The sequence below is a fragment of the Bacillus sp. LL01 genome, assembly GCF_001037965.1.
In genome coordinates this window covers 369614-388383 of sequence record NZ_LFEL01000004.1, presented here as the reverse complement: position 1 = coordinate 388383, position 18770 = coordinate 369614, and the positions used below count along the sequence as shown (strand labels likewise).

At 41.2% G+C, this 18770-nt stretch carries 19 protein-coding genes and 1 riboswitch; of the genes, 13 read left to right on the top strand and 6 right to left on the bottom strand.

The annotated features are described in order from the left end of the window. Positions 1-17: 17 nt before the first annotated feature. The gene (locus tag AB685_RS14405) at positions 18-653 is read right to left on the bottom strand and encodes a histidine kinase (RefSeq protein WP_047971282.1); all 636 of its coding nucleotides are present in this window, start codon (positions 651-653) and stop codon (positions 18-20) included. Between the two features lie 359 nt (positions 654-1012). On the opposite strand from AB685_RS14405, the gene AB685_RS14400 reads away from it, so the two are divergent. Further along, positions 1013-1462, top strand: a complete 450-nt coding sequence (locus tag AB685_RS14400; RefSeq protein WP_047971281.1) for a ferritin-like domain-containing protein — start codon at positions 1013-1015, stop codon at positions 1460-1462. A 57-nt stretch (positions 1463-1519) separates the two neighbouring features. Here the strand turns inward: AB685_RS14400 and AB685_RS14395 are convergent, their stop codons facing one another. Then, positions 1520-2737 (bottom strand): chromate transporter, encoded by a 1218-nt coding sequence (locus AB685_RS14395; protein ID WP_047971280.1) that lies wholly within the window; start codon positions 2735-2737, stop codon positions 1520-1522. A 468-nt stretch (positions 2738-3205) separates the two neighbouring features. On the opposite strand from AB685_RS14395, the gene AB685_RS14390 reads away from it, so the two are divergent. Next, positions 3206-3643 carry a DUF6376 family protein gene (locus AB685_RS14390; RefSeq protein WP_047971279.1) on the top strand — a complete coding sequence of 146 codons (438 nt, stop codon included), beginning with the start codon at positions 3206-3208 and terminating at the stop codon, positions 3641-3643. 37 nt (positions 3644-3680) lie between these two features. After that, entirely contained in the window at positions 3681-4322 is a 642-nt protein-coding gene (locus tag AB685_RS14385; RefSeq protein ID WP_047971278.1) for a serine/threonine protein kinase, read from the top strand. A 61-nt stretch (positions 4323-4383) separates the two neighbouring features. Here the strand turns inward: AB685_RS14385 and AB685_RS14380 are convergent, their stop codons facing one another. Then, the gene (locus tag AB685_RS14380; RefSeq protein ID WP_198530517.1) at positions 4384-5169 is read right to left on the bottom strand and encodes a DUF817 domain-containing protein; all 786 of its coding nucleotides are present in this window, start codon (positions 5167-5169) and stop codon (positions 4384-4386) included. A 299-nt stretch (positions 5170-5468) separates the two neighbouring features. On the opposite strand from AB685_RS14380, the gene AB685_RS14375 reads away from it, so the two are divergent. The 3 genes from AB685_RS14375 to AB685_RS14365 are packed head-to-tail and all read left to right on the top strand — an operon-like array spanning position 5469 to position 7956. Beyond that, positions 5469-5993: an RNA polymerase sigma factor gene (locus tag AB685_RS14375; RefSeq protein WP_047971276.1), complete on the top strand. Its 525-nt coding sequence runs from the start codon at positions 5469-5471 to the stop codon at positions 5991-5993. Next, positions 5986-7224 carry a DUF4825 domain-containing protein gene (locus AB685_RS14370; RefSeq protein WP_047971275.1) on the top strand — a complete coding sequence of 413 codons (1239 nt, stop codon included), beginning with the start codon at positions 5986-5988 and terminating at the stop codon, positions 7222-7224. The genes AB685_RS14375 and AB685_RS14370 overlap by 8 nt, the downstream gene beginning before the upstream one ends. Before the next feature lie 3 nt (positions 7225-7227). After that, positions 7228-7956, top strand: coding sequence for a zeta toxin family protein (locus tag AB685_RS14365; RefSeq protein ID WP_047971274.1), 729 nt, complete (start codon positions 7228-7230; stop codon positions 7954-7956). Here AB685_RS14365 and AB685_RS14360 read toward each other — a convergent pair. Beyond that, positions 7940-8689 (bottom strand): DUF3990 domain-containing protein, encoded by a 750-nt coding sequence (locus AB685_RS14360; protein WP_047971273.1) that lies wholly within the window; start codon positions 8687-8689, stop codon positions 7940-7942. The genes AB685_RS14365 and AB685_RS14360 overlap by 17 nt on opposite strands. A 187-nt stretch (positions 8690-8876) precedes the next feature. Here AB685_RS14360 and AB685_RS31725 point away from each other — a divergent pair, with 187 nt between their 5' ends. The 3 genes from AB685_RS31725 (at position 8877) to AB685_RS14350 (ending at position 10432) form a co-directional block, all read left to right on the top strand. Continuing rightward, on the top strand, positions 8877-9023 hold the full coding sequence (locus AB685_RS31725; RefSeq protein WP_198530513.1) for a hypothetical protein: 147 nt from the start codon (positions 8877-8879) through the stop codon (positions 9021-9023). 194 nt (positions 9024-9217) lie between these two features. Next, entirely contained in the window at positions 9218-9853 is a 636-nt protein-coding gene (locus tag AB685_RS14355) for an FMN-dependent NADH-azoreductase (protein ID WP_047971272.1), read from the top strand. 105 nt (positions 9854-9958) lie between these two features. After that, positions 9959-10432: a hypothetical protein gene (locus AB685_RS14350; RefSeq protein WP_047971416.1), complete on the top strand. Its 474-nt coding sequence runs from the start codon at positions 9959-9961 to the stop codon at positions 10430-10432. 84 nt (positions 10433-10516) lie between these two features. Here the strand turns inward: AB685_RS14350 and AB685_RS14345 are convergent, their stop codons facing one another. Further along, positions 10517-11173, bottom strand: a complete 657-nt coding sequence (locus AB685_RS14345; RefSeq protein ID WP_047971271.1) for a TrkA family potassium uptake protein — start codon at positions 11171-11173, stop codon at positions 10517-10519. Between the two features lie 529 nt (positions 11174-11702). Then, a riboswitch (cyclic di-AMP (ydaO/yuaA leader) is annotated at positions 11703-11855 on the bottom strand. 159 nt (positions 11856-12014) lie between these two features. Here AB685_RS14345 and AB685_RS14340 point away from each other — a divergent pair. From AB685_RS14340 to AB685_RS14325, 4 genes are all read left to right on the top strand, one after another. After that, complete coding sequence (locus AB685_RS14340; protein ID WP_347230870.1) at positions 12015-12710, top strand: response regulator transcription factor; 696 nt, start codon at positions 12015-12017, stop codon at positions 12708-12710. A 5-nt stretch (positions 12711-12715) separates the two neighbouring features. Beyond that, positions 12716-14134 carry a HAMP domain-containing sensor histidine kinase gene (locus AB685_RS29765; protein WP_241773305.1) on the top strand — a complete coding sequence of 473 codons (1419 nt, stop codon included), beginning with the start codon at positions 12716-12718 and terminating at the stop codon, positions 14132-14134. Positions 14135-14336: 202 nt separating this feature from the next. Continuing rightward, a complete protein-coding gene (locus tag AB685_RS14330; protein WP_053073818.1) occupies positions 14337-14993 on the top strand; it encodes a VTT domain-containing protein in 657 nt (218 codons plus the stop codon). 40 nt (positions 14994-15033) lie between these two features. After that, entirely contained in the window at positions 15034-18090 is a 3057-nt protein-coding gene (locus AB685_RS14325; protein ID WP_047971269.1) for an efflux RND transporter permease subunit, read from the top strand. 235 nt (positions 18091-18325) lie between these two features. On the opposite strand, the gene AB685_RS14320 is transcribed toward AB685_RS14325, so the two are convergent. Further along, on the bottom strand, positions 18326-18691 hold the full coding sequence (locus AB685_RS14320; protein ID WP_053073829.1) for a hypothetical protein: 366 nt from the start codon (positions 18689-18691) through the stop codon (positions 18326-18328). Positions 18692-18770 lie beyond the last annotated feature (79 nt).

Here is an 18770-nt window from a genome sequence, read left to right as displayed (position 1 = left end):
TCCTGGTGTTTTCTGTTTCAGGTAGAGGAAAGGGCTTCAAATTCTACTAAGCCATCATTCACTTTCAATACTTTATGATCCTCTCCTTGGTGGATGACAAAATAGCCATTAAGGAAGTCTGTGGAAGATTCTTTGAAGAAGATGCCCTTGATGGCATTTTCACAAGGAGTATCGAAGGCAATTTCGTAAATATTCCCTTTATGGATTAAATGTGCATGAAGTCCGCGGTCATAGGTTTCAGGTTGGGGAATGTTTTCACGCCCCACTTCCACAACATGTATATCCACACCAGTAACCTTGCTGAAAATCTCATTAATCAATGCATGCTTGATCATCATTTCGAGTTTGGTTTGAACCGGCTGTCCTAGAATGACTTGTGTAATGCCATGCTTGGTAGTGGTTTCCGCAATCACAGCAGAAACTTTTTTTCCTTTTGAATATTCTATAAGCATAGGGACACCATATTTGTCGGCAATGCTTTTGAAGAACTGCTTTGTCCTAATCTGATTAAGGTCCAAATCATCGTAAGGAACAGTATAAACAAATAAAACAAAACAGTCCCCGCCAAATGTTTGCGCTATGATTTTCCCGCGCTGAATCAGCTTCTCCACATGTTTTGGATTGCTGACGCAAACCAATATGTTCTCTTTCATTTTATCACCCCTAGTCAACATTACTAATGTGCTTAGGATAATATTATACTAACTTTCATTATAAGTGTTTAATAATTCGAAAAATTTACTATTCCTGATCTATGGGAGAGGGAATGAAATCATCATAATAGTCGATATAAAGTAACCCATTGTGGGAGATTGTCTGTTTCCCTAACAGTCTGGTACCTATCAATAGGATGTGAAAGCAAGGATGGACCGGATAATCACTTCCACGTGTTCAGGCATGAATCCAACTCCTTATCACATTATGTTTTTTTCGGTTCTATTAGTATAGCCATCTGTAGGAATGAATATAAAACCCTTATCATAGTGTATTAATAGAGAAGGGATGAAAGGGGATGAGAAGAGTGAACGGATTTTACTATCCTTACTATACTAGGGCCCAACAGGACCCGTCTTTGATAGAGAATATTTCAAAAGCCATCAATGGCGAATATAGCGCAGTTGCATGTTATGAAAAGCTGGCAAAAATGTCACCCGATGAGGAAACCAGAAAGAGGATACTGGAAATCAGAGAAGATGAGATGAAGCACTACAATACGTTTTCCCAAATCTATCAGTCTTTGACAGGTAAACCAGCTACACCAGAGCTGTCTGAGGAATGTCCAGAGGATTATCAGGAAGCTTTGTCAGCCTCTTTAAAAGATGAACAGGAGACGGTGGATTTTTATCTAGATATAGCGGATTCTACACAAAATCCGTATATTAGGAGGGTGTTCAAGAGGGCTGCAGCTGATGAGCAGAATCATGCGGTATGGTTCTTGTATTTCTATACCGTAAGTAAATAAAGAATGAACAAAAGCAACCGATCTCTCAGGTAAGAGACCGGTTGCTTTTTGAATAGCTTAAAGGAATATTCCCAACAATGTTCCGCCAATGGCGCCTGTAAGTACAATGATCCAAGGGGGGAGTTTCCAATAGACAAGCATGCTGAACAAGATGGCAGCAAAAGCAAAATCAATAGGACTCTTAATAGAGCTAGTCCAAATAGGAAAGTAGAAGGCAGAGATAAGAATGCCGACCACTGCTGCATTCACACCCATTAAAGCGGCTTTCACTTTGGAATTACGGCGAAGGGAATCCCAAAAAGGTAACGTACCTAATATCAATAGAAATGCCGGTAGGAAGATGGCGAAAGTAGCCAGCAGGCCACCCTTCCATCCGTTAATTACTGAGCCTATATACGCCGCAAAAGTGAAAAGTGGTCCTGGCACGGCCTGTGCGGCCCCATAACCTGCAAGAAATGCCTCTTCACTGATCCATCCGTTTGGTACAAATTCACGCTCAAGTAATGGAAGAACCACATGTCCGCCCCCGAATACTAAGGAACCTGAACGGTAAAAGCTGTCAAATAATGCGATCCAATTCAGTGAAGTAGCTTCTCTTAGAATCGGAAGCAGAACTAGTAACCCAAAGAACAGAGTTAAGCAAATAACAGCCAACCGTTTGGATATCGGAAATTCTAAACGGGAATCATCTGCCTCCACACTTTGCTTAAATAGGAGAAACCCAATCACTGCCGCAACTAATATGACACCTACCTGAGAAAAGGCTGTTTGCCATAGAAGAGTCACCACTAATGCGAATAATGCAATGGTTTTTCTTTTTAGGTCAGGTGTAAGGTTGTTTGCCATTCCAATAATCGCGTGAGCGACAACTGCCACTGCCACAATTTTTAATCCGTGAATCCATCCTGCGTTTCCCACATCAAATCCTTGTAGAATGATAGCGAAAATAATGAGTGCAATGACCGATGGTAGCGTAAATCCCAGAAAGGAGACGATTCCTCCAAGCACTCCAGCCCGCATGACACCAATCCCGATGCCAACCTGACTGCTCGCCGGACCTGGTAAGAACTGACATAAGGCTACAAGGTCGGCGTAGCTTTTCTCGTCCATCCATTTTCTACGTCGGATATATTCGGTGTGGAAGTATCCAAGGTGGGCTACAGGTCCACCGAAGGAGGTAAGTCCTAATCTAGTTGAAACGATGAGTATTTCCAATAATGATTTTATGCCTCTATTTTTCTTCACGATGACCACCTTCTTTGATTTTTTGTTCATTTAAACACTGCTATTTGATAATAATATATCACATGGTTTTAGATGTCCCAACACATGCTGAAAATCTTTACCAAAACTTTAAATAGTGTATGAAAGTTGACCTTTTCATCAATCTGGGCTATGATTAAAACATAATTTTAAACATTCATCCCAAAGGGGAGTAGCTTTTTACAGCAAAGTCGTCATTACGGGACATTAGTCCTCGGCTTTGTTGGCAACCATGTGTTGTTAGCGAGACCTTTGTCAGTACCATCATTCTGGCAAAGGTCTTTTGTATTTTCAGGGACCTTTCGCCAATATGGTGAAGGGTCTTTTTCTTTTTTGGGAAAACTGGGAGGTTATAGACATGATAAAAAAACTGGTCAAAGCATTGATATTGAAAAAAGGTGTCACAATGGCAAAGAAGAAAGTCCTGCCGGTTGTGATGAAAGAAGTCAAAAAGAGAATGAAGAAATAGGAGGGAACGACATGCGAAAAATCATACTTGTTACAGCCCTGTTATCATCTATTCTACTGGGTGGTTGCTCCATATTGGAAGAAGTCAACAGTTCATTGGAATATGCCAACAAAGCGACGGAACATATTAATACATGGCAGGACTTTGGGCAGGAGGCTCCTCAAATGATACAAGCGGCGGCGAAGGATGCCAATGCCAAAGAGGAGTTGGAGGCGGAATTAAACTCCTTGCTAAATGAAATAGATGAGTTTAATAATACGGAAGCTCCTGCTGTTGCTGAAGGAATTCATAAGCAGATAGTGGAAAAAAATGAAGCGCTTAAAGGTGTAATTGAAAGCTCCATGGTTAACGGAGAGGTAGCTCTTGATAAGCTGCAGGAATCTGAACTGTTTACTTTAATCAATGAAGTGACAACCATGATGAATCTATTGGAAGACCTGGGTGCATAAATAGTAGGAATGCTTTAATGAGAGTGAGAGATGACGGATGAAGGGAACTTTAGAAAACTTTACACCTTATCAACAGCTTGTTGAGTCTGTCGTGTTCAAACGAACAAATGGAAAAACACAAGTGGAATCCTTCGATGAAAAATGCCTTGAACTGGTTGGTTCCGGGAGAAGTGCTTTTGTCTTCAAGGTGCAGCGGACGGGTAAGGCACTGAAAGTTTTTTATCCTCCTTTTGAACAGCTTGCAAAAAGAGAAGCGGCCGTATATGGAAAATTAACAGGGATCCCCTTTTTTTCCGAGCTCTACGCTTCTGGGGAAAATTATATTGTCATCGATTATATAGAAGGCTTAACCCTTTTTGAATGTCTTGTAAGAGGTAGTCAGATAAGTGAACGTGTGTTGAAAGAGGTGGATGAGGCAATATCTCTGGCAAAGCAAAGAGGACTGAACCCATCGGATATTCATCTGCACAATATCCTCATAACTCCTAGAGGAAATGTAAAATTGATTGATGTAGTTCGCTTTGATCAGGAGAAACATTGTACGCAATGGGAAGATTTGAAAAGAGGCTATTATAAATATTATAAAAGACGTTTGTTTCCAAAGCGACTGCCTTCAGGGCTGTTATTACTGATTGCATATTTTTATAAACGGAATCTGTTGAGTAGATTTGTAACTTGAGAGAAGCTAGTTAATATAATGAAACTCGCCACATTGTTGGCGAGTTTTTTAGGTTTTCGTGTTATTGTGGTGAAGTTTTTCCTTTGACCCGCTTTAGCGTTGCCACTATCAGAAAACTGACAATCACTAGTAAAAGCCATGAACTTACTTTTCCAAGATGAACGAGACTCCAAGCATCGGTTTGGTTTGGATACTCCCAAGCACCGAAGAACGTTGCGATATTTTCGGCTATCCATATAAAAAAACCGATGAGAACAAAGGAAAAGGCGAGTGGCATACGGTACGTAGTGCCATTAATCTCGTATGTGACCCATGATTTCCAAAAGACGATAATGACAAGTCCGGATAACCACCAACGAACATCCATCCAATAGTGATGGGTGAAAAAATTCAAATAGATAGCAGCTGCCAAAGGCACAACTACAAGGAATGGAGGCCACTTAATGAGATGAATATTTAACCTTCTCCACGCCTGGCAAAGATAGCTCGCTACACTTGCGTACATGAATCCGCTATACAAAGGTACTCCGAAGACTTTTGAATATCCTTCCTCAGGATAAGACCAAGAGCCCATATGCACCTTGAAGAGTTCAAGGGCAAGCCCAATCAGGTGAAACAATGTGATTACCTTCAATTCATCCCTTGTTTCAAGACCTGAACGCAACATCCACCACTGCATCAAAAGGCAGATGATAAGTAGCCAGTCATAACGTGGTAATACAGGAAGAGGCAAGAATTGTGTTACAGCCAAAGAGGCGAAGATAACGACAGGAAACAAACAGGAGAGAGCCTGCTCCCAACCAAAACGAAGAAGCTGTTTTAGTGATCTCGAGATATGTGCCTCCATTTTTTGAATGGTAAGATTCATAAATAACTCCCCTCTTTAACAGAGACGCGCTCATTTAATTTTATCAATATGAATTTATCATAGAGTTTATTGTTTTACAATAAATAATTACTGTTTATAATTAATTTTTTGACTTTTTTCTAAATGATTGTTGATATTGGCATGAAGTGTTTGACCGTTCCTTTCCGTTCGAATTCCCCATTTCTTACTAAAAAAGCAATAATCTTTCACCACAAGTGCGATAAAATGAAAAAGGATTCGTCTAATCTTAGTGAAACTGCAACAAACGGGGGAAAAGGATGTCAAACAAACAAGTTATTTCGAAATGGTTTTATTTATACAGCGATGATATCTATCAGTATTTATTTTACCGATTAAGTTCCAAGCATCATGATGTTGAGGACCTTGTTCAGGAGGTATTCATCAGAGCATTGAAGAGTCTGGACAGGTTCAAAGGGGAGTCTGCACCCAAAACGTGGCTTTACAGCATTGCTAGAAATGTAGCCATTGATGCGCATAGGAAAAGAAAGCGTGACAGGTGGAAGTGGCTGTTCTCATTTGAAAACGGAAGTGTCCCAGAGAAAATGACAACCGAAACACCAGAGGAGCTTTATTTTGTCTCAGAGGAGCAGAAGGAACTGTTGAACGCGATTAGAACGTTAAAGGAATCCTATCAAGAGGTGCTTATCATGAGGGCCATAAAGGAGTTATCTGTACAGGAAACAGCAGCAGCCCTGTGCTGGACCGAGAATAAAGTGCGCTCTACGCTTCATCGCGCAAAATTGGCCCTGCAAGCGAAGTTGGGAGGGGATGCACATGAATGAGAAATTGGATAAGAAGCTGCAATCATTGCCCATGACAAAACTAAGGGAAGAAAAGAAAGATCTCTTGCATCAAGCCATTATGGAGCATAAGGAAGAACATAAGCGAGGTGGTTGGTTGACGAATATTAAATCTGCCGCCGTGTTAACGGTAAGTGCCGTAGCAATTGCTTTATTTTCGTTTATTCTGTTCACCGGTAGTGAAGGAGAAGCGCCAAGGTCTTCGGCTCCAGAAGAAGAAAAAGTCTATGAGGATTATGTATCCTATTTAAAAACCATCGAGGTCCATGATCAAGTAAGTGCAGAAAGAGATTTTATTGGCAATAACGGGGCACTTGGAAGGTACCACGGACAGGTATTACCTGGAAGCTATTATGCTAACGGGATGGAGTTACAGACCTCGGAAGATCCGATGGGAATCAACATGCACTACAAGGTGACCGAAGAAACGTCAGCTACAGGTTTTGAAAAAGAGGCGTTTCACGTTTCCAACCTTCCTTGGACACTTATTTTCAATGCGACAGCGTATTTCACTTTTTTCCAAAATGGGGAATATGTTACGTTTCACATTGATTACTTAGGAGATAACCAGACATACACGATAAGAAGGCTTCAAGTTGAAGACCTTTATGAAAGGGATGTCCGGGAGTTTCAAGCCAAAAGAGAGCTATGGGAAGCAGAGGTCATCAACAACACTCTTTCGAATGAGAAGAAAGTGAAGGACTTCATGGAGGCGATAAGGGTGTCCAATGCTTTATCAAGTGAGCCTGAAAAAGTTACGACATCTTCCAAAAGCTATGTTGAAGTGGACGGTAAACGATACCTTGTTCCATCAGAAATGCATTCGGCACCATCTAAAGTAGAGGGAAAAGAAGAGGTGTACACCTTTGCCGATATGTTAGATGAGTTCTACGATAAAGGGTGGGGAGAACAGGTACAGGTTTCAAGGAACTTTGAAATGTGGGAAACCATCAAAGTTGGTGGAGAACTACAAAGCATTGCATATGATGAGACATCCGGTCAATCGACACTTTCCTTTGCCCCCGAGGAATCCCATATCATGATTTTTGACGGGGATCTCACTTCCACTTTTGAACCTGGGGAAGAACTTGTGTTTGAATTTCAATTTGTTCCATTGATTGATGAGAGCTATGAATTTGTTCATTTGGATTATGATGCTGCACTTCTCTCAGGTGAAGAACTGAACATCGAGGAATACTTAATAGGAGAATAATGTATGTATAGAAGAGCAGCTGTTTTATCACAGTTGTTCTTTTTAACTGACGGGGGTGGTACCTTGCATAAGAATGAGGGCCTTCATAAAAAAATTGTTTCAGCTATAACAGCTACGGCTGATAAGAATGAAAAGGGGACTCATCCCTTTGCAATCTTGGTTGGTGGAGGAACTGCCAGCGGAAAAACCCAACTCCGGAAAGAAATAATAGAAAAGGAGCTAAAGGAAAACTTCATTTCCTATAGCTTGGTTGATGCAGATGAAATAAAGTTACTTTTGCCTCATTATTATGAATTCCTCGAAACTGCCCCCAGTCAGGCTGCGGCGTTAGTCCATAAAGAATCTACTTATCTCAGAGACCTTGCCTTGGAGAAACTAATTCAATCACGTACGTCGTTCCTATACGAAGGTACCATGGCTAAAAGCCGCAACTACTTAGAATTAATGAAGAAGCTAAAAGAAGCCGGCTTTCTGATTCATGTTTGGATAGCGGATGTTCCTTTGGAAGTGGCACGGAAGCGGGCAAAAGTCCGTGAAAACTCAACGGGCCGACGAGTGCCGGAATCTGTGATACAAAACACACATAAGCAGATTCCGCGCACGTTTCTTTTACTAAAAAAACATGTTCACACCTATCAATTGTTTGATACACAGGCGGGATATACACTGTTCTTTTCCAATTTCCATTTGGATAAGAAACTATATCCGGCATTTCTTAGAAAGGGAATCTAAAGAATCCCGTTACATTCAACAGGTCGGCCCAATAGGAAGGAGGTTCTTCCAGGACAGCCTCGCTAGGAAATGAAAATACAGGCGAAATTCGAGATTTATTGGTCAATCTATCTTTAATAAATTTGTAATAGGCTGCAAGAGGGGAAGATATCTCGAGAAACTCTTTTTCCACTGGTGGATTTATCAGGGTGAATATTTTCATGTCCGCCAAGCATTGTAGAGAGCTTTCGGTATGTAGCGATAGTTGGTTTTTATCAGGAAAGACATCTAACTTCCCAGTGGAGGAAACTTTGTTTTTACTGACAGGTCCAAACACATAATCGAATGAATGAAGGTTGATCCCTTTGCGGTTGAGTGTAACAAAGCTGTGCCATACCTTGGAAGCTGCCGGCCATTGAGGGTGGGAAGGAAGCGGAAATACAAGACCGTTCAACTTCATGAGCTCTGATGGAAGAATACGGTACTGAAGGAGTGCTGGGACTTTTGTGTCGGGATGGTGCTGGAACTCCTTCATGGATAATCCAATCATGGAGAGGGTGGATCTGGAAATTTGTGGAGTCAAGGAGCGTACTTGTGCCCAGTCCATAGCTTGTTCAAGGTTATCAGTAAGATAATATCCTCTCCCGAAATCCGTCGCTTCCCGTTGTGCATAGATCCATACACCATGCTGGTCGATCAATTTTGCAGAAAAAAGGTTGGTGCCATGGTAAATGTGATTGTGATTGATGTGCATGGTATGCAACCCCTTTCCAAACATCCAATTCAAGCAGTATTTTATATATGTATGAAGTTCGCGGAATTTCGCCTCAGAAAAAGACTGGGACTTTTTACATTGTATTCCAAAAAAATCTATTAAAATAAAGAATAAAATAGTACAATGGTTGTATAAACTAACCATATTATTGATGGGGGTGTTGTTGATGGAAGATAAACCAAATCACTATGACGGCAGTGTACAGGCTGATGTAAAAAGAAATACGGGAGTGGATAATGAGTCTTTTGTCATGACTGACGATATGAGGAAAAATATCGGAGCTAATCCATATATCCTGCATAATGATCAATAGAAAGAATTGATGGAAGATTTGTCGAGTAATATGGCAGGTCTTTTTTTTTTAAGAAGCAAGTTACTTGCAAAACTTACGAGTATCTTATATTATTATCTCGAATTAAAAATAGTTTAATTCAAGATAGTTGGTAAGATATGTCTTTTGGTAACAAACTATAATATATATTCCAAACAAGAGAGGAAAGATACAACATGGCAAAAGTTTTATACATTACGGCACATCCGCATGACGACACACAATCCTACAGCATGGCAGTAGGGAAAGCATTTATTGACACATATAAGGAAGCAAATCCAGCTGATGACATCGTGCATGTGGACCTTTACACGGAACATATTCCACATATTGATGCTGATGTATTCAGTGGATGGGGAAAACTGCAGACCGGGAAAGGGTTTGAAGAGCTTTCAGATGAAGAGAAGGCAAAAGTAAGTCGCCTTTCCGAGTTAACGGAGCAATTCGTTGGGGCGGATAAATATATCTTTGTTACACCACTTTGGAACTTCTCATTCCCACCTGTTATGAAGGCATATCTGGATTCCGTTGCAGTAGCCGGAAAGACGTTCAAATACACGGCAGAGGGTCCTGTGGGATTATTGACAGATAAGAAAGCGATCCATATACAGGCCCGAGGTGGGATTTATTCCGAAGGTCCAGCTGCAGGTATGGAAATGGGCCATCGTTATCTGACGGTGCTTATGCAATTCTTTGGAGTTCCTTCCTTTGAAGGACTGTTTGTGGAAGGTCATGCTGCTATGCCAGATAAAGCTGAGGAAATCAAAGCGGATGCCATTGCTCGTGCGAAGGATAAGGCTCATACTTTTTAAGGTCGAAATAACAAAGGAGCTATCCCTTTCATGGGATGGCTCCTTTTCTTCATTCAGTTCAAGTGCTATAATGTACCGAAACTAATAAATGTACATGGAGGCAATATGCTAACTTTTGAACAAAAGCTTGAAATCATAGAATCCTTTCCTCAATTAACTAGAAAAGATGTATCTCTGAAGCGTGTGAATTTTCAATTCGAAGAGAGTCTTAGCGACAAAAAGAATGTTGTTTATCATCTTCACCCAAACGGCAACGGATTTGTCTATGCAAAAGGGATTAAAGGCTATAAAACGGATGATAAGGGTATGGTGAACATCCGTGAGTTTGAAGAGGATGAACTGCAGGACCTGATTAGAAAATCAATTGATCAACTGAGCAAAGAATATAAAGTGGAAACAAATGAAGAAGTGTTTGAAGAAGAGAAATGGGCAAATGATGAGGGGCATTCTTTGAAGGTTGTCCTTGAAGATGATATGTGGAATGTATATGCAGGTAAGAACTTGGATGGAACGTTCCCTTCCTATAATGAGGCAAAGCAATATCTGCTGGAAGAGGGCTTCCGTAAGCGTTACTATTGATCTCATTTAGATGATATGAAAACTCCCACTTATCTAAGACTGTGGGAGTTTTTCTTTTAATCCTGTTGATGCGTCGCCACATGGTTATACACCAATATCTTCAAAGCGATGGATATCTTCATTACGTCCAAGAATGATCAGCAAATCCCCCTCACGAATAATTTCATCTGCCGGAGGAGAGATAATGATATCCCCGTCCCTTTGTATGCCGATTAACGTGCATCCGAAGTTTGCGCGAAGGTCCAAATCAGTCAAACTTTTATTGCTTACTTTTTTCGATGCAAAAAGCTCGGCGATACTATGGTTATCGGATAGCTCAATGTAGTCAAAGATTTTATCCGAAACCACATGGTGGGCAACTCTTTTTGCCATATCCCGTTCTGGTTGAATAATTCGATCCACACCAATTTTTTCAAGAACTTTTTTATGATACTTATTGGTGGCCTTTACCCAGACTTGTTTGATTCCCATTTCCTTCAATAGTAAGCTTGTCAGAATACTTGATTCAATATCGTCACCCATTGAAACAATGGCATGATCGAAGTTACGGATTCCTAGGGAATTCAAAGTGGCTTCGTCTGTTGCATTTGCCTGTACGGCATGTGTTGCATATTCGCTTATTTTATTTATGTTGTCTTCGTCTTTGTCTATAGCAAGGACTTCCACCCCAAGTGTGGAGAATTCTTCCACGATGCTGCCTCCAAAACGACCTAGTCCTATGACAACAAATTGCTTCTTCATGTTTATTCCTTCTCTCTTGAATTAGGTGGTGAGGGGGTCTGGTTAAACTCCCTGTTTCCTCCGTTTCAGATGTTCGCTTTCCGCGGGGCGGTGCTTGAGCGTCCTCGGCTGAGCCGAGGCCACTGAAAAAGTACTGAATATTAGTCCTTGGGTAAACACCGCTGTTGATTTCCGCAAATAGCTTCGCTTTCCGCGGGGCGACCTTGAGCCTCCTCGGGCTGCGCCCTGCGGGGTCTCAAGATTGTCGCTACTCCCCTGCAGGAGTCTACGCTATTTGCTCCAATCCACAGCTAGAAAACTATTAAAAATAATTCATTTTCAGTTTTTCAGTGCCCTCGCTGAGCCTGTGGGGTCTCAAGTCTACCGCTACCTCCCGCCGGAGACTCACACCTTGCACTCCAGTCAACAGGGGAAACTGTGTTAGGACAGTGTAACGACTTCTCTGTCTTATTTTTAGGAGCGTTGTTGCAAAATAAGAAGAGACCAATCTTTGCAACTCAAAGAATGGTCTCCTGTTTGGCTGATCAGACCCTTCTCTCAATACGCTTACGAGGTTAGCTGACGGGTTAGAGAATGAGAGTCCTCTTCGCAACATGTACGATACACCCCAAGATATCTCAAAAATTCTATCTGGATATCAATATGGTTCCCCCGCTCTGTAAAGATTAAGCAATAGGTTAACTTGTATTAAATGATGATACTTAATTTACTCCCCTTTTTTCACTTCGTCAATAGGGAATCTGTAAAAAATATGTAAAGCGCTTTCTTTAGTTCCGTTAACCTTTTGTTCATATAGTCTGGCTATAATAGAGGAATACACGTCTGTTAGGGAAGAGGGGTAATGATGCAAAAGCAACTAAAAGTATTAATAGTAGAAGACGATCCCAATATATCCGAACTTATTTCGCTGTATATAGAAAAAGAAGGATTTCAAGTTGCATGTGCGGGGGACGGGGAAATGGGTTTAGCTATGTATTATGATAGCGATCCTGATTTTATCATCCTCGACATCATGCTCCCAGAAATGGATGGATGGGAAGTGTGTAAAGAAGTGAGAAAAGATAACCCCGCGATCCCTATTATTATGCTTACCGGAAAAGGGGAGAGCTATGATAGAATCAGGGGACTTGATATTGGAGCGGATGATTATATCGTTAAGCCATTTGATCCCAATGAACTTATTGCTAGGGTCAAGGCGGTCCTTAGAAGAACTCATCCGGCATATCTGAAGGAGTCAGTCTCTTTTCCTGATTTGCTGATTCATATGAGTGAATATAAAGCCTTTTATAAAAATAATGAATTATTGATGCCTCCTAAAGAAATGGAATTATTATATTTTCTTGCACTGTATCCGAATCAGGTTTTTACTAGGCAACAACTGTTGGACAAGATATGGGGCTATGATTATGATGGTGATCCAAGAACGATTGACGTCCACATTAAACGGATACGGGAAAAGCTGGAGAAGGAGTCCACCAGTTGGGCATTGAAAACAATAAGAGGGATCGGTTACAAATTTGAGGTGAATGATGATTGAAATTGATGAAATCTATTAACAGAAAGTCCATTTTCATAAAACTGTTTTTAACGTCATTGCTGATTTTATTTGTATCTTTTTTACTTTTTGCAGTTATTTTCAACTATCTACTGCATAGTGTCCTCTTTAAGAATTATCAAGACTCCCTATACTACCAGAGGGATCAGTTGACAAGCTACATCAATGGAGTATCAGGAAAAGTATTGGATGATAACACTTTTTATTCATCTCTCGAGCTGAGTATGCATAAGGAAGATCAGACAACGTTCATCTTCGGATCGGATGGGAAGCAAAAGTTTTTAGGTGATTCAAGAACAGAACTACTCCCCATCATAGAAGAGGAATATGTGGAAAAGGCGCTTAATAATGAAGAAGTAATCAAGAAGGTCAAAGTGGACGATCGACATATGTTCATCATTTCCCTGCCTATGGAAATAGAAACAGAAGAAACTCCGAATCATGCCATGGTGGTGGTTTTTCATGGATTTGACCGGGATGTCAACCCGATTCGCTTATTGAACCTTGGTGCCATCTTTATCACCATTCTAGTGACAGGAATTATCATTTTCTTTGCGTCGAGAAAAATCACAGCACCCTTGCGTGAGTTGAACGAAAATGTGCTGGAATTTGCAAAAGGGGATTTTTCAAGGGAAGTGACCATCAATCGTAAAGACGAAATAGGACAACTCGGGGAATCCGTCAATTACATGGCAAAAGAGCTGGCAGAAATGGAACAGGTACGAAGAGATTTTGTAGCAAACGTTTCCCATGACTTGCGTTCTCCGTTGACATCCATTAAGGGGTTTTTAGTGGCAATTCAGGACGGAACGATACCTGAACACCGCAGGGACCATTATTTAACCATTATGCGTGTTGAAACGGACAGGCTGATCAAACTGGTCAATGATCTTCTTGATATGACACAATTGGAATCCAAACAAATCACGTTGACACCTGAATCCTATAACATTTCTGAACAGCTCCGAAGAGTGATTGCCAAAATGGAGCCTGAGTTGAAAAAACATCAAATCGAAATAGATTTCAAAGAAATCGGTGAGGAATTGAATGTATTTGCGGACGCGGATAGAATGGAGCAGGTCTTAACAAACCTGATTCAAAATGGAGTCCAATTCTCTCCGAAAGGAAGCAGGATGGAAGTGATCCTTACGGAAAAAGACAGTAACGCCTTTATCACCATAAAGGACTATGGCAAAGGTATTGATGAAGCAGATATTCCGTTTATTTGGCAGCGATTTTTCAAAGTGGACAAAGCGAGATCCAGTAAAATGGGCACCGGAATCGGCCTTTCCATCGTAAAACATATTCTAGATCAGCATGGAATTGCCATCACAGTGGAGAGCACAATTGGACAAGGGACGACCTTCCTATTTTATTTACCGTTAGCGGAAAAACATAAAAAATAATCAAGGTGTTCATTTTGTGTTCATATTCACATAGTACCCTGTATATGGTAGAAGTCAGTAGTGAAAATAAAAGCTCTTTTCTCAATGAATGTTGTTATTCACAAGTAAAAAATCGGCAATTAGCGAAAAACAACAAAGTTACGAAAATAGCCAAAAGATAAGAAGGGAGGGGGCTTTCATTCCCAGTAGACGAATATGGAAGATGCTGTCTTTTTCTGCTGTAGCCGTTTCATTGATATGGGTTGTCCAAACAGAGTGGTTTTCCATATTCAAAAGTGGCGATATAGAACAGATACAGTTGTTCCTTAGAGAAGAAATCTTCTCCATTCTCCTTATCACGTTTCTGCTTATGAGTATCCAAAACCTATTTACGCTAATCCCGATTGTCGGAATCATTGTCATAAATATTGCTTTGTTCGGTTTCGTGTATGGGTACTTATGGAGCCTTGCGACAAGTGTTGTTGGAGCAATGATGGCATTTATCGTGTTCCGATATTGGTTTCAATCCCTCTTGATCCACAAAGTGAAAAAAGGGTATATTGAAAAGCTTGAAAAGAATGGCTTTTTATTTGTATTGCTGCTCCGAGTCGTCCCTTTTATCCCATCAAGTTTCATTAACCTGGCTGGGGGTGTCAGTTCCATACGTTTGACTCCCTTTCTGACAGCTACATTTTTGGGGAATGCACTCTATCTGCTTTTATTGAGTTTTATTGCGAACGGGTTATTGTCTGAGAAAATAGAAGGCTATCTTCTTATCGCTTTACTGTTTGCATTTATACCTAGTTTTTTTTTATATCGCTACATGAAACGAAAGGTAGCCATGTTAGAAAATCAGAAAAGAAAGGTAAGGGGAGACTGACAGTACTCTTACCAACATAATATGGAGGAACCGATTTCTAATGAAAATACCAAAAATTGCAGTAAAAAGACCCGTTACAACCATCATGATGATGATGCTCGTGCTGTTATTGGGATTTGTATCACTAACGAATTTAAAAATGGATTTAATGCCAAATATCAATCCCCCTGTCCTTGCCGTCATGACCACCTATCCTGGAGCTGGACCTGAAGAAGTAGCGGACATAGTAACCAAACCGATAGAAGATGTAGTGGGAACGAGTGCAGGTTTACAGACATTGCAATCCCGAAGTAGTTCGAATTCCTCACTTATAATTGCCCAATACGAATGGGGTTCGGATATATCCGAGATAAGGGAGGATCTAAGCTCTTCACTTAATCTGGTGCAATTGCCTGACGCAGTGGGTCAACCGACCATCATTAAATTTGATCCGACTATGATGCCGATTGTTCAATTTTCCGTTTCTAGTGGAGAAGAGATCCAATTCCTTCAAGAAACGGTCAACGATTTGATCGTGCCACAATTGCAAAATATTGATGGAGTGGCAAGCGTCAATGTGACAGGTGGTTTCGAAGAGGAAATTAAAGTTACATTAAATGAAGAAACCCTTGAGGAAAACAACCTCACACAGTCACAGATTGTTCAGTTGATTCAAGGAAACAATATGACCCTTCCTGGTGGTGTCATTGAAGAAGGCGGCGAAAAGCTGAATCTTCGTATTCTAGCCAAAGTGGAAACAGTAGATGCATTAAGAGAGCTTCCAGTCAGTATAAATCCAAGTGGAGAAGAAATGGAAGTAGTCACACTCGGGGAAGTGGCCGAGGTGGAATTAGCTCCGAAAGATGTGTCCTCTTTTGCAAGAACAAATGGTACTGAAAGCTTGATGGTTAGTATCCAAAAAGAGGGAACAGCCAATACTGCAGAGGTTTCGTCCAAAGTCCAGGAAAGACTAGATTCCATCGGCAACTCTAATAGTGATCTAACCTTTGATGTTGCAATGGACCAAGGAGAAGTGATTGAACAATCCATCTCCAATGTAACACTTGCCCTTGTATTCGGTGGACTTTTCGCGGTAGCAGTCATTATCGTATTCCTGCGTTCTGTTGCTTCAACCCTAATTGTCGGGATTGCTATCCCGTTCTCGGTTGTCGCAACCTTTGTATTGATGTATTTCTCCGGAATGACATTGAACATCATGTCGCTAGGAGGATTGGCTCTGGGAGTAGGAATGCTTGTAGATAACGCCATTGTCGTTATAGAAAATATTTATCGTCACCTTTCCAAAGGAGGGTCTCGCAAAGAGGCGGCAGTTACGGGAGCGACAGAAGTAGGAGGCGCCGTGACAGCATCGATGCTAACGACCTTATCTGTCTTCTTACCGATGGTATTTGTTGGCGGAATGATAGGTGATATATTCAAAGAGTTGGCGTTGACAGTTACATTTGCATTACTCGCATCTTGGGCAGTGGCACTGACCGTCGTTCCAGCGCTTGCCGGAATACTTCTTAAACCGGAAAAAGTGAAGGAAAAGAAAGAAAGCAAAGCCTACAAAAAGGTTATTTCCTGGGCGCTTGATCATCGTTTGATAATCATACTTCTTGCAATTGGTACGCTAGTGGGTTCCTTTTTCCTGGCACCAAGAATTGGAACGGAATTCATGCCTTCACAGGACGAGGGAACATTTTCAGTGGATGTGGAGCTTCCGGAAGGAGCTTCATTTGAACGGACATTGGAAGTTGTAGAAGGAATGGAAGAAGAGATTTTAGCGATGGAGGAAGTGGATATCGTTACGGCTTCTGTTGGTAATGCCGATGCATTAATGGCAGCTGCAACCGGAGGCGGGGAGAACCAAGGAAGCTTAACAGTAAAGCTTGTGGGAGCGGGTGAAAGAGAACGTTCCACCGAGCAAGTCATGAATACAGTAAAAGACCAGGTTAGTAGTTGGGAAGAAGATGCAACGCTTACCTTCAACTTAAGCAATTCCATGGAAGCGATGAGTGGAGCCCAGAATGCAGTGGAAGTAATGCTGCTTGGTAATGATAAAGAAAAATTGGTAGAGTACACAGCGGACCTTTCTGAACGGTTGAATGGGTTGGAAGAGATCCGTTCCGTAACAGACAGTGTCCAGACAGGGAAACCTGAATACCAGTTTATCTTGGACAAAGAGGAAGCTTTCAAATTCGGTCTGACTGCCGGACAAGTTGGTAACTTCATCAATGAATCCTTGCAAGGAAATGTTGCAGCTACCATCTATGATACAGATGTAAGAGTTCACATGGATGGAATATCCAATTCTAAAGAGGACCTTGAGAATTTGTTGGTACCAAATCAATCCGGTCAGGAAGTGGCATTGAAAGATATCGGTGAAGTGATCAGAGGGGAAGGTCCTGTAACAGTCGTACGGGAAAATCAACAGGACTCTATCATGCTGACAGCAACATTTGAAGGAACAGACATGGGTACGGTTTCCATGAATGTGCAGAATACCATCAACGAAATGGTAAAGGATCTGGATATTAATACTGATCAATATACTATCAAAACCGGTGGTGGGGCTGAAATGATGGATGATGCCTTCGCAAGCCTGCTATTGGCTGTTGTTCTTGCTATTGTGTTTGTTTATATGGTAATGGCGAGTCAATTTGAATCGTTGCTGCAACCATTTATCATCATGTTTACATTACCACTCGCAATAATCGGAGTGATTCTAGGTTTGTTTGTGACAGGCTATGCTTTCGGGGTTACGGCCTTCATTGGAATCATCATATTGGTGGGGATTGTGGTGAATAACGCCATTGTATTTATTGATTATACGAATCAGCTTAGAGCAAAAGGAATGTTGGTTCGTGAAGCGCTGATTCAGGCTGGAGCAACACGTCTACGTCCGATTGTCATGACAGCACTGACAACGATGTTAGGGTTACTACCATTGGCAATTGGTTTGGGAGAAGGAACCGAGTTGCAGGCTCCGATGGCCATCGCGGTTATTGGTGGACTGTTGAGTTCTACAGTGCTGACCTTGGTTGTAATTCCGGTCATTTATAGCTTGTTGACGAGCAGGCAGGAGAAAAAGAGATTGGCTAAGTTGGAAAATTGATCAAACCGCATTGAAAAATGGAAAGACCACCTGACAGCTGCTAATTTGCAGTGGTGCCGGGTGACCTTTTTATAAAAGTAAGAAAGTATAAAATCCGGTTGATTTCCGTTCCAGGCGCTTCGCTTTCCAGTGGGCGGTCCGGGAGCCTACTCGGCAAGCCTGCGGAGGCTAACTCAATATTTAGCAATAAAGGACCGGGCGGTTTTTGTCCGGTTTTTCTTATTTTATTTCTTATCTATTCATTCCGCCTGACTTTTCTCTGATAAAAGATGAACACAGGGAGTGGAATGATGATCCAACCAAAGCTTTTAATCAGGCTGTTCCATGCCATTTCTCGATTACGTTCTTTTTCTTGTGCAACCACCGTATTGTATTCTGCAAGCATCTCCTCTTCATCTATTTCAGGTACAGAAGTTGGTTTGCCAGAATCATCATACTTTGTTTTGTTGGCTATCTTCATTTCTTTATAATCGCTGTATGTCTGATAGTAGCTGGATGGGGAAACAATATCGGCGATAGCCATGAAAACTGCAACACTTCCCCCGATGGTCATCATCAATGTCATAAACAATATCACATAATAGTAAACTACTCTTATCATAATGGCACTCCTTTTCTCACCTAATGTTCTGGAACTATTACTGATCAAAAATCCAATCAATAAAAAAATAAGAAGTAAA

Coding starts and splice junctions, on each gene's coding strand:
- AB685_RS14400 (WP_047971281.1), top strand. CDS start 1,013: ATGAGAAGAGTGAACGGATTTTACTATCCTTACTATACTAGGGCCCAA.
- AB685_RS14370 (WP_047971275.1), top strand. CDS start 5,986: ATGAATGAGAAATTGGATAAGAAGCTGCAATCATTGCCCATGACAAAA.
- AB685_RS14365 (WP_047971274.1), top strand. CDS start 7,228: ATGTATAGAAGAGCAGCTGTTTTATCACAGTTGTTCTTTTTAACTGAC.
- AB685_RS14350 (WP_047971416.1), top strand. CDS start 9,959: ATGCTAACTTTTGAACAAAAGCTTGAAATCATAGAATCCTTTCCTCAA.
- AB685_RS14360 (WP_047971273.1), bottom strand. CDS start 8,689: ATGCACATCAATCACAATCACATTTACCATGGCACCAACCTTTTTTCT.
- AB685_RS14375 (WP_047971276.1), top strand. CDS start 5,469: ATGTCAAACAAACAAGTTATTTCGAAATGGTTTTATTTATACAGCGAT.
- AB685_RS14390 (WP_047971279.1), top strand. CDS start 3,206: ATGCGAAAAATCATACTTGTTACAGCCCTGTTATCATCTATTCTACTG.
- AB685_RS14385 (WP_047971278.1), top strand. CDS start 3,681: ATGAAGGGAACTTTAGAAAACTTTACACCTTATCAACAGCTTGTTGAG.
- AB685_RS14355 (WP_047971272.1), top strand. CDS start 9,218: ATGGCAAAAGTTTTATACATTACGGCACATCCGCATGACGACACACAA.
- AB685_RS14320 (WP_053073829.1), bottom strand. CDS start 18,691: ATGATAAGAGTAGTTTACTATTATGTGATATTGTTTATGACATTGATG.
- AB685_RS29765 (WP_241773305.1), top strand. CDS start 12,716: ATGAAATCTATTAACAGAAAGTCCATTTTCATAAAACTGTTTTTAACG.
- AB685_RS14330 (WP_053073818.1), top strand. CDS start 14,337: ATGCTGTCTTTTTCTGCTGTAGCCGTTTCATTGATATGGGTTGTCCAA.
- AB685_RS31725 (WP_198530513.1), top strand. CDS start 8,877: ATGGAAGATAAACCAAATCACTATGACGGCAGTGTACAGGCTGATGTA.
- AB685_RS14380 (WP_198530517.1), bottom strand. CDS start 5,169: ATGGAGGCACATATCTCGAGATCACTAAAACAGCTTCTTCGTTTTGGT.
- AB685_RS14325 (WP_047971269.1), top strand. CDS start 15,034: ATGAAAATACCAAAAATTGCAGTAAAAAGACCCGTTACAACCATCATG.
- AB685_RS14395 (WP_047971280.1), bottom strand. CDS start 2,737: ATGAACAAAAAATCAAAGAAGGTGGTCATCGTGAAGAAAAATAGAGGC.
- AB685_RS14405 (WP_047971282.1), bottom strand. CDS start 653: ATGAAAGAGAACATATTGGTTTGCGTCAGCAATCCAAAACATGTGGAG.
- AB685_RS14340 (WP_347230870.1), top strand. CDS start 12,015: ATGATGCAAAAGCAACTAAAAGTATTAATAGTAGAAGACGATCCCAAT.
- AB685_RS14345 (WP_047971271.1), bottom strand. CDS start 11,173: ATGAAGAAGCAATTTGTTGTCATAGGACTAGGTCGTTTTGGAGGCAGC.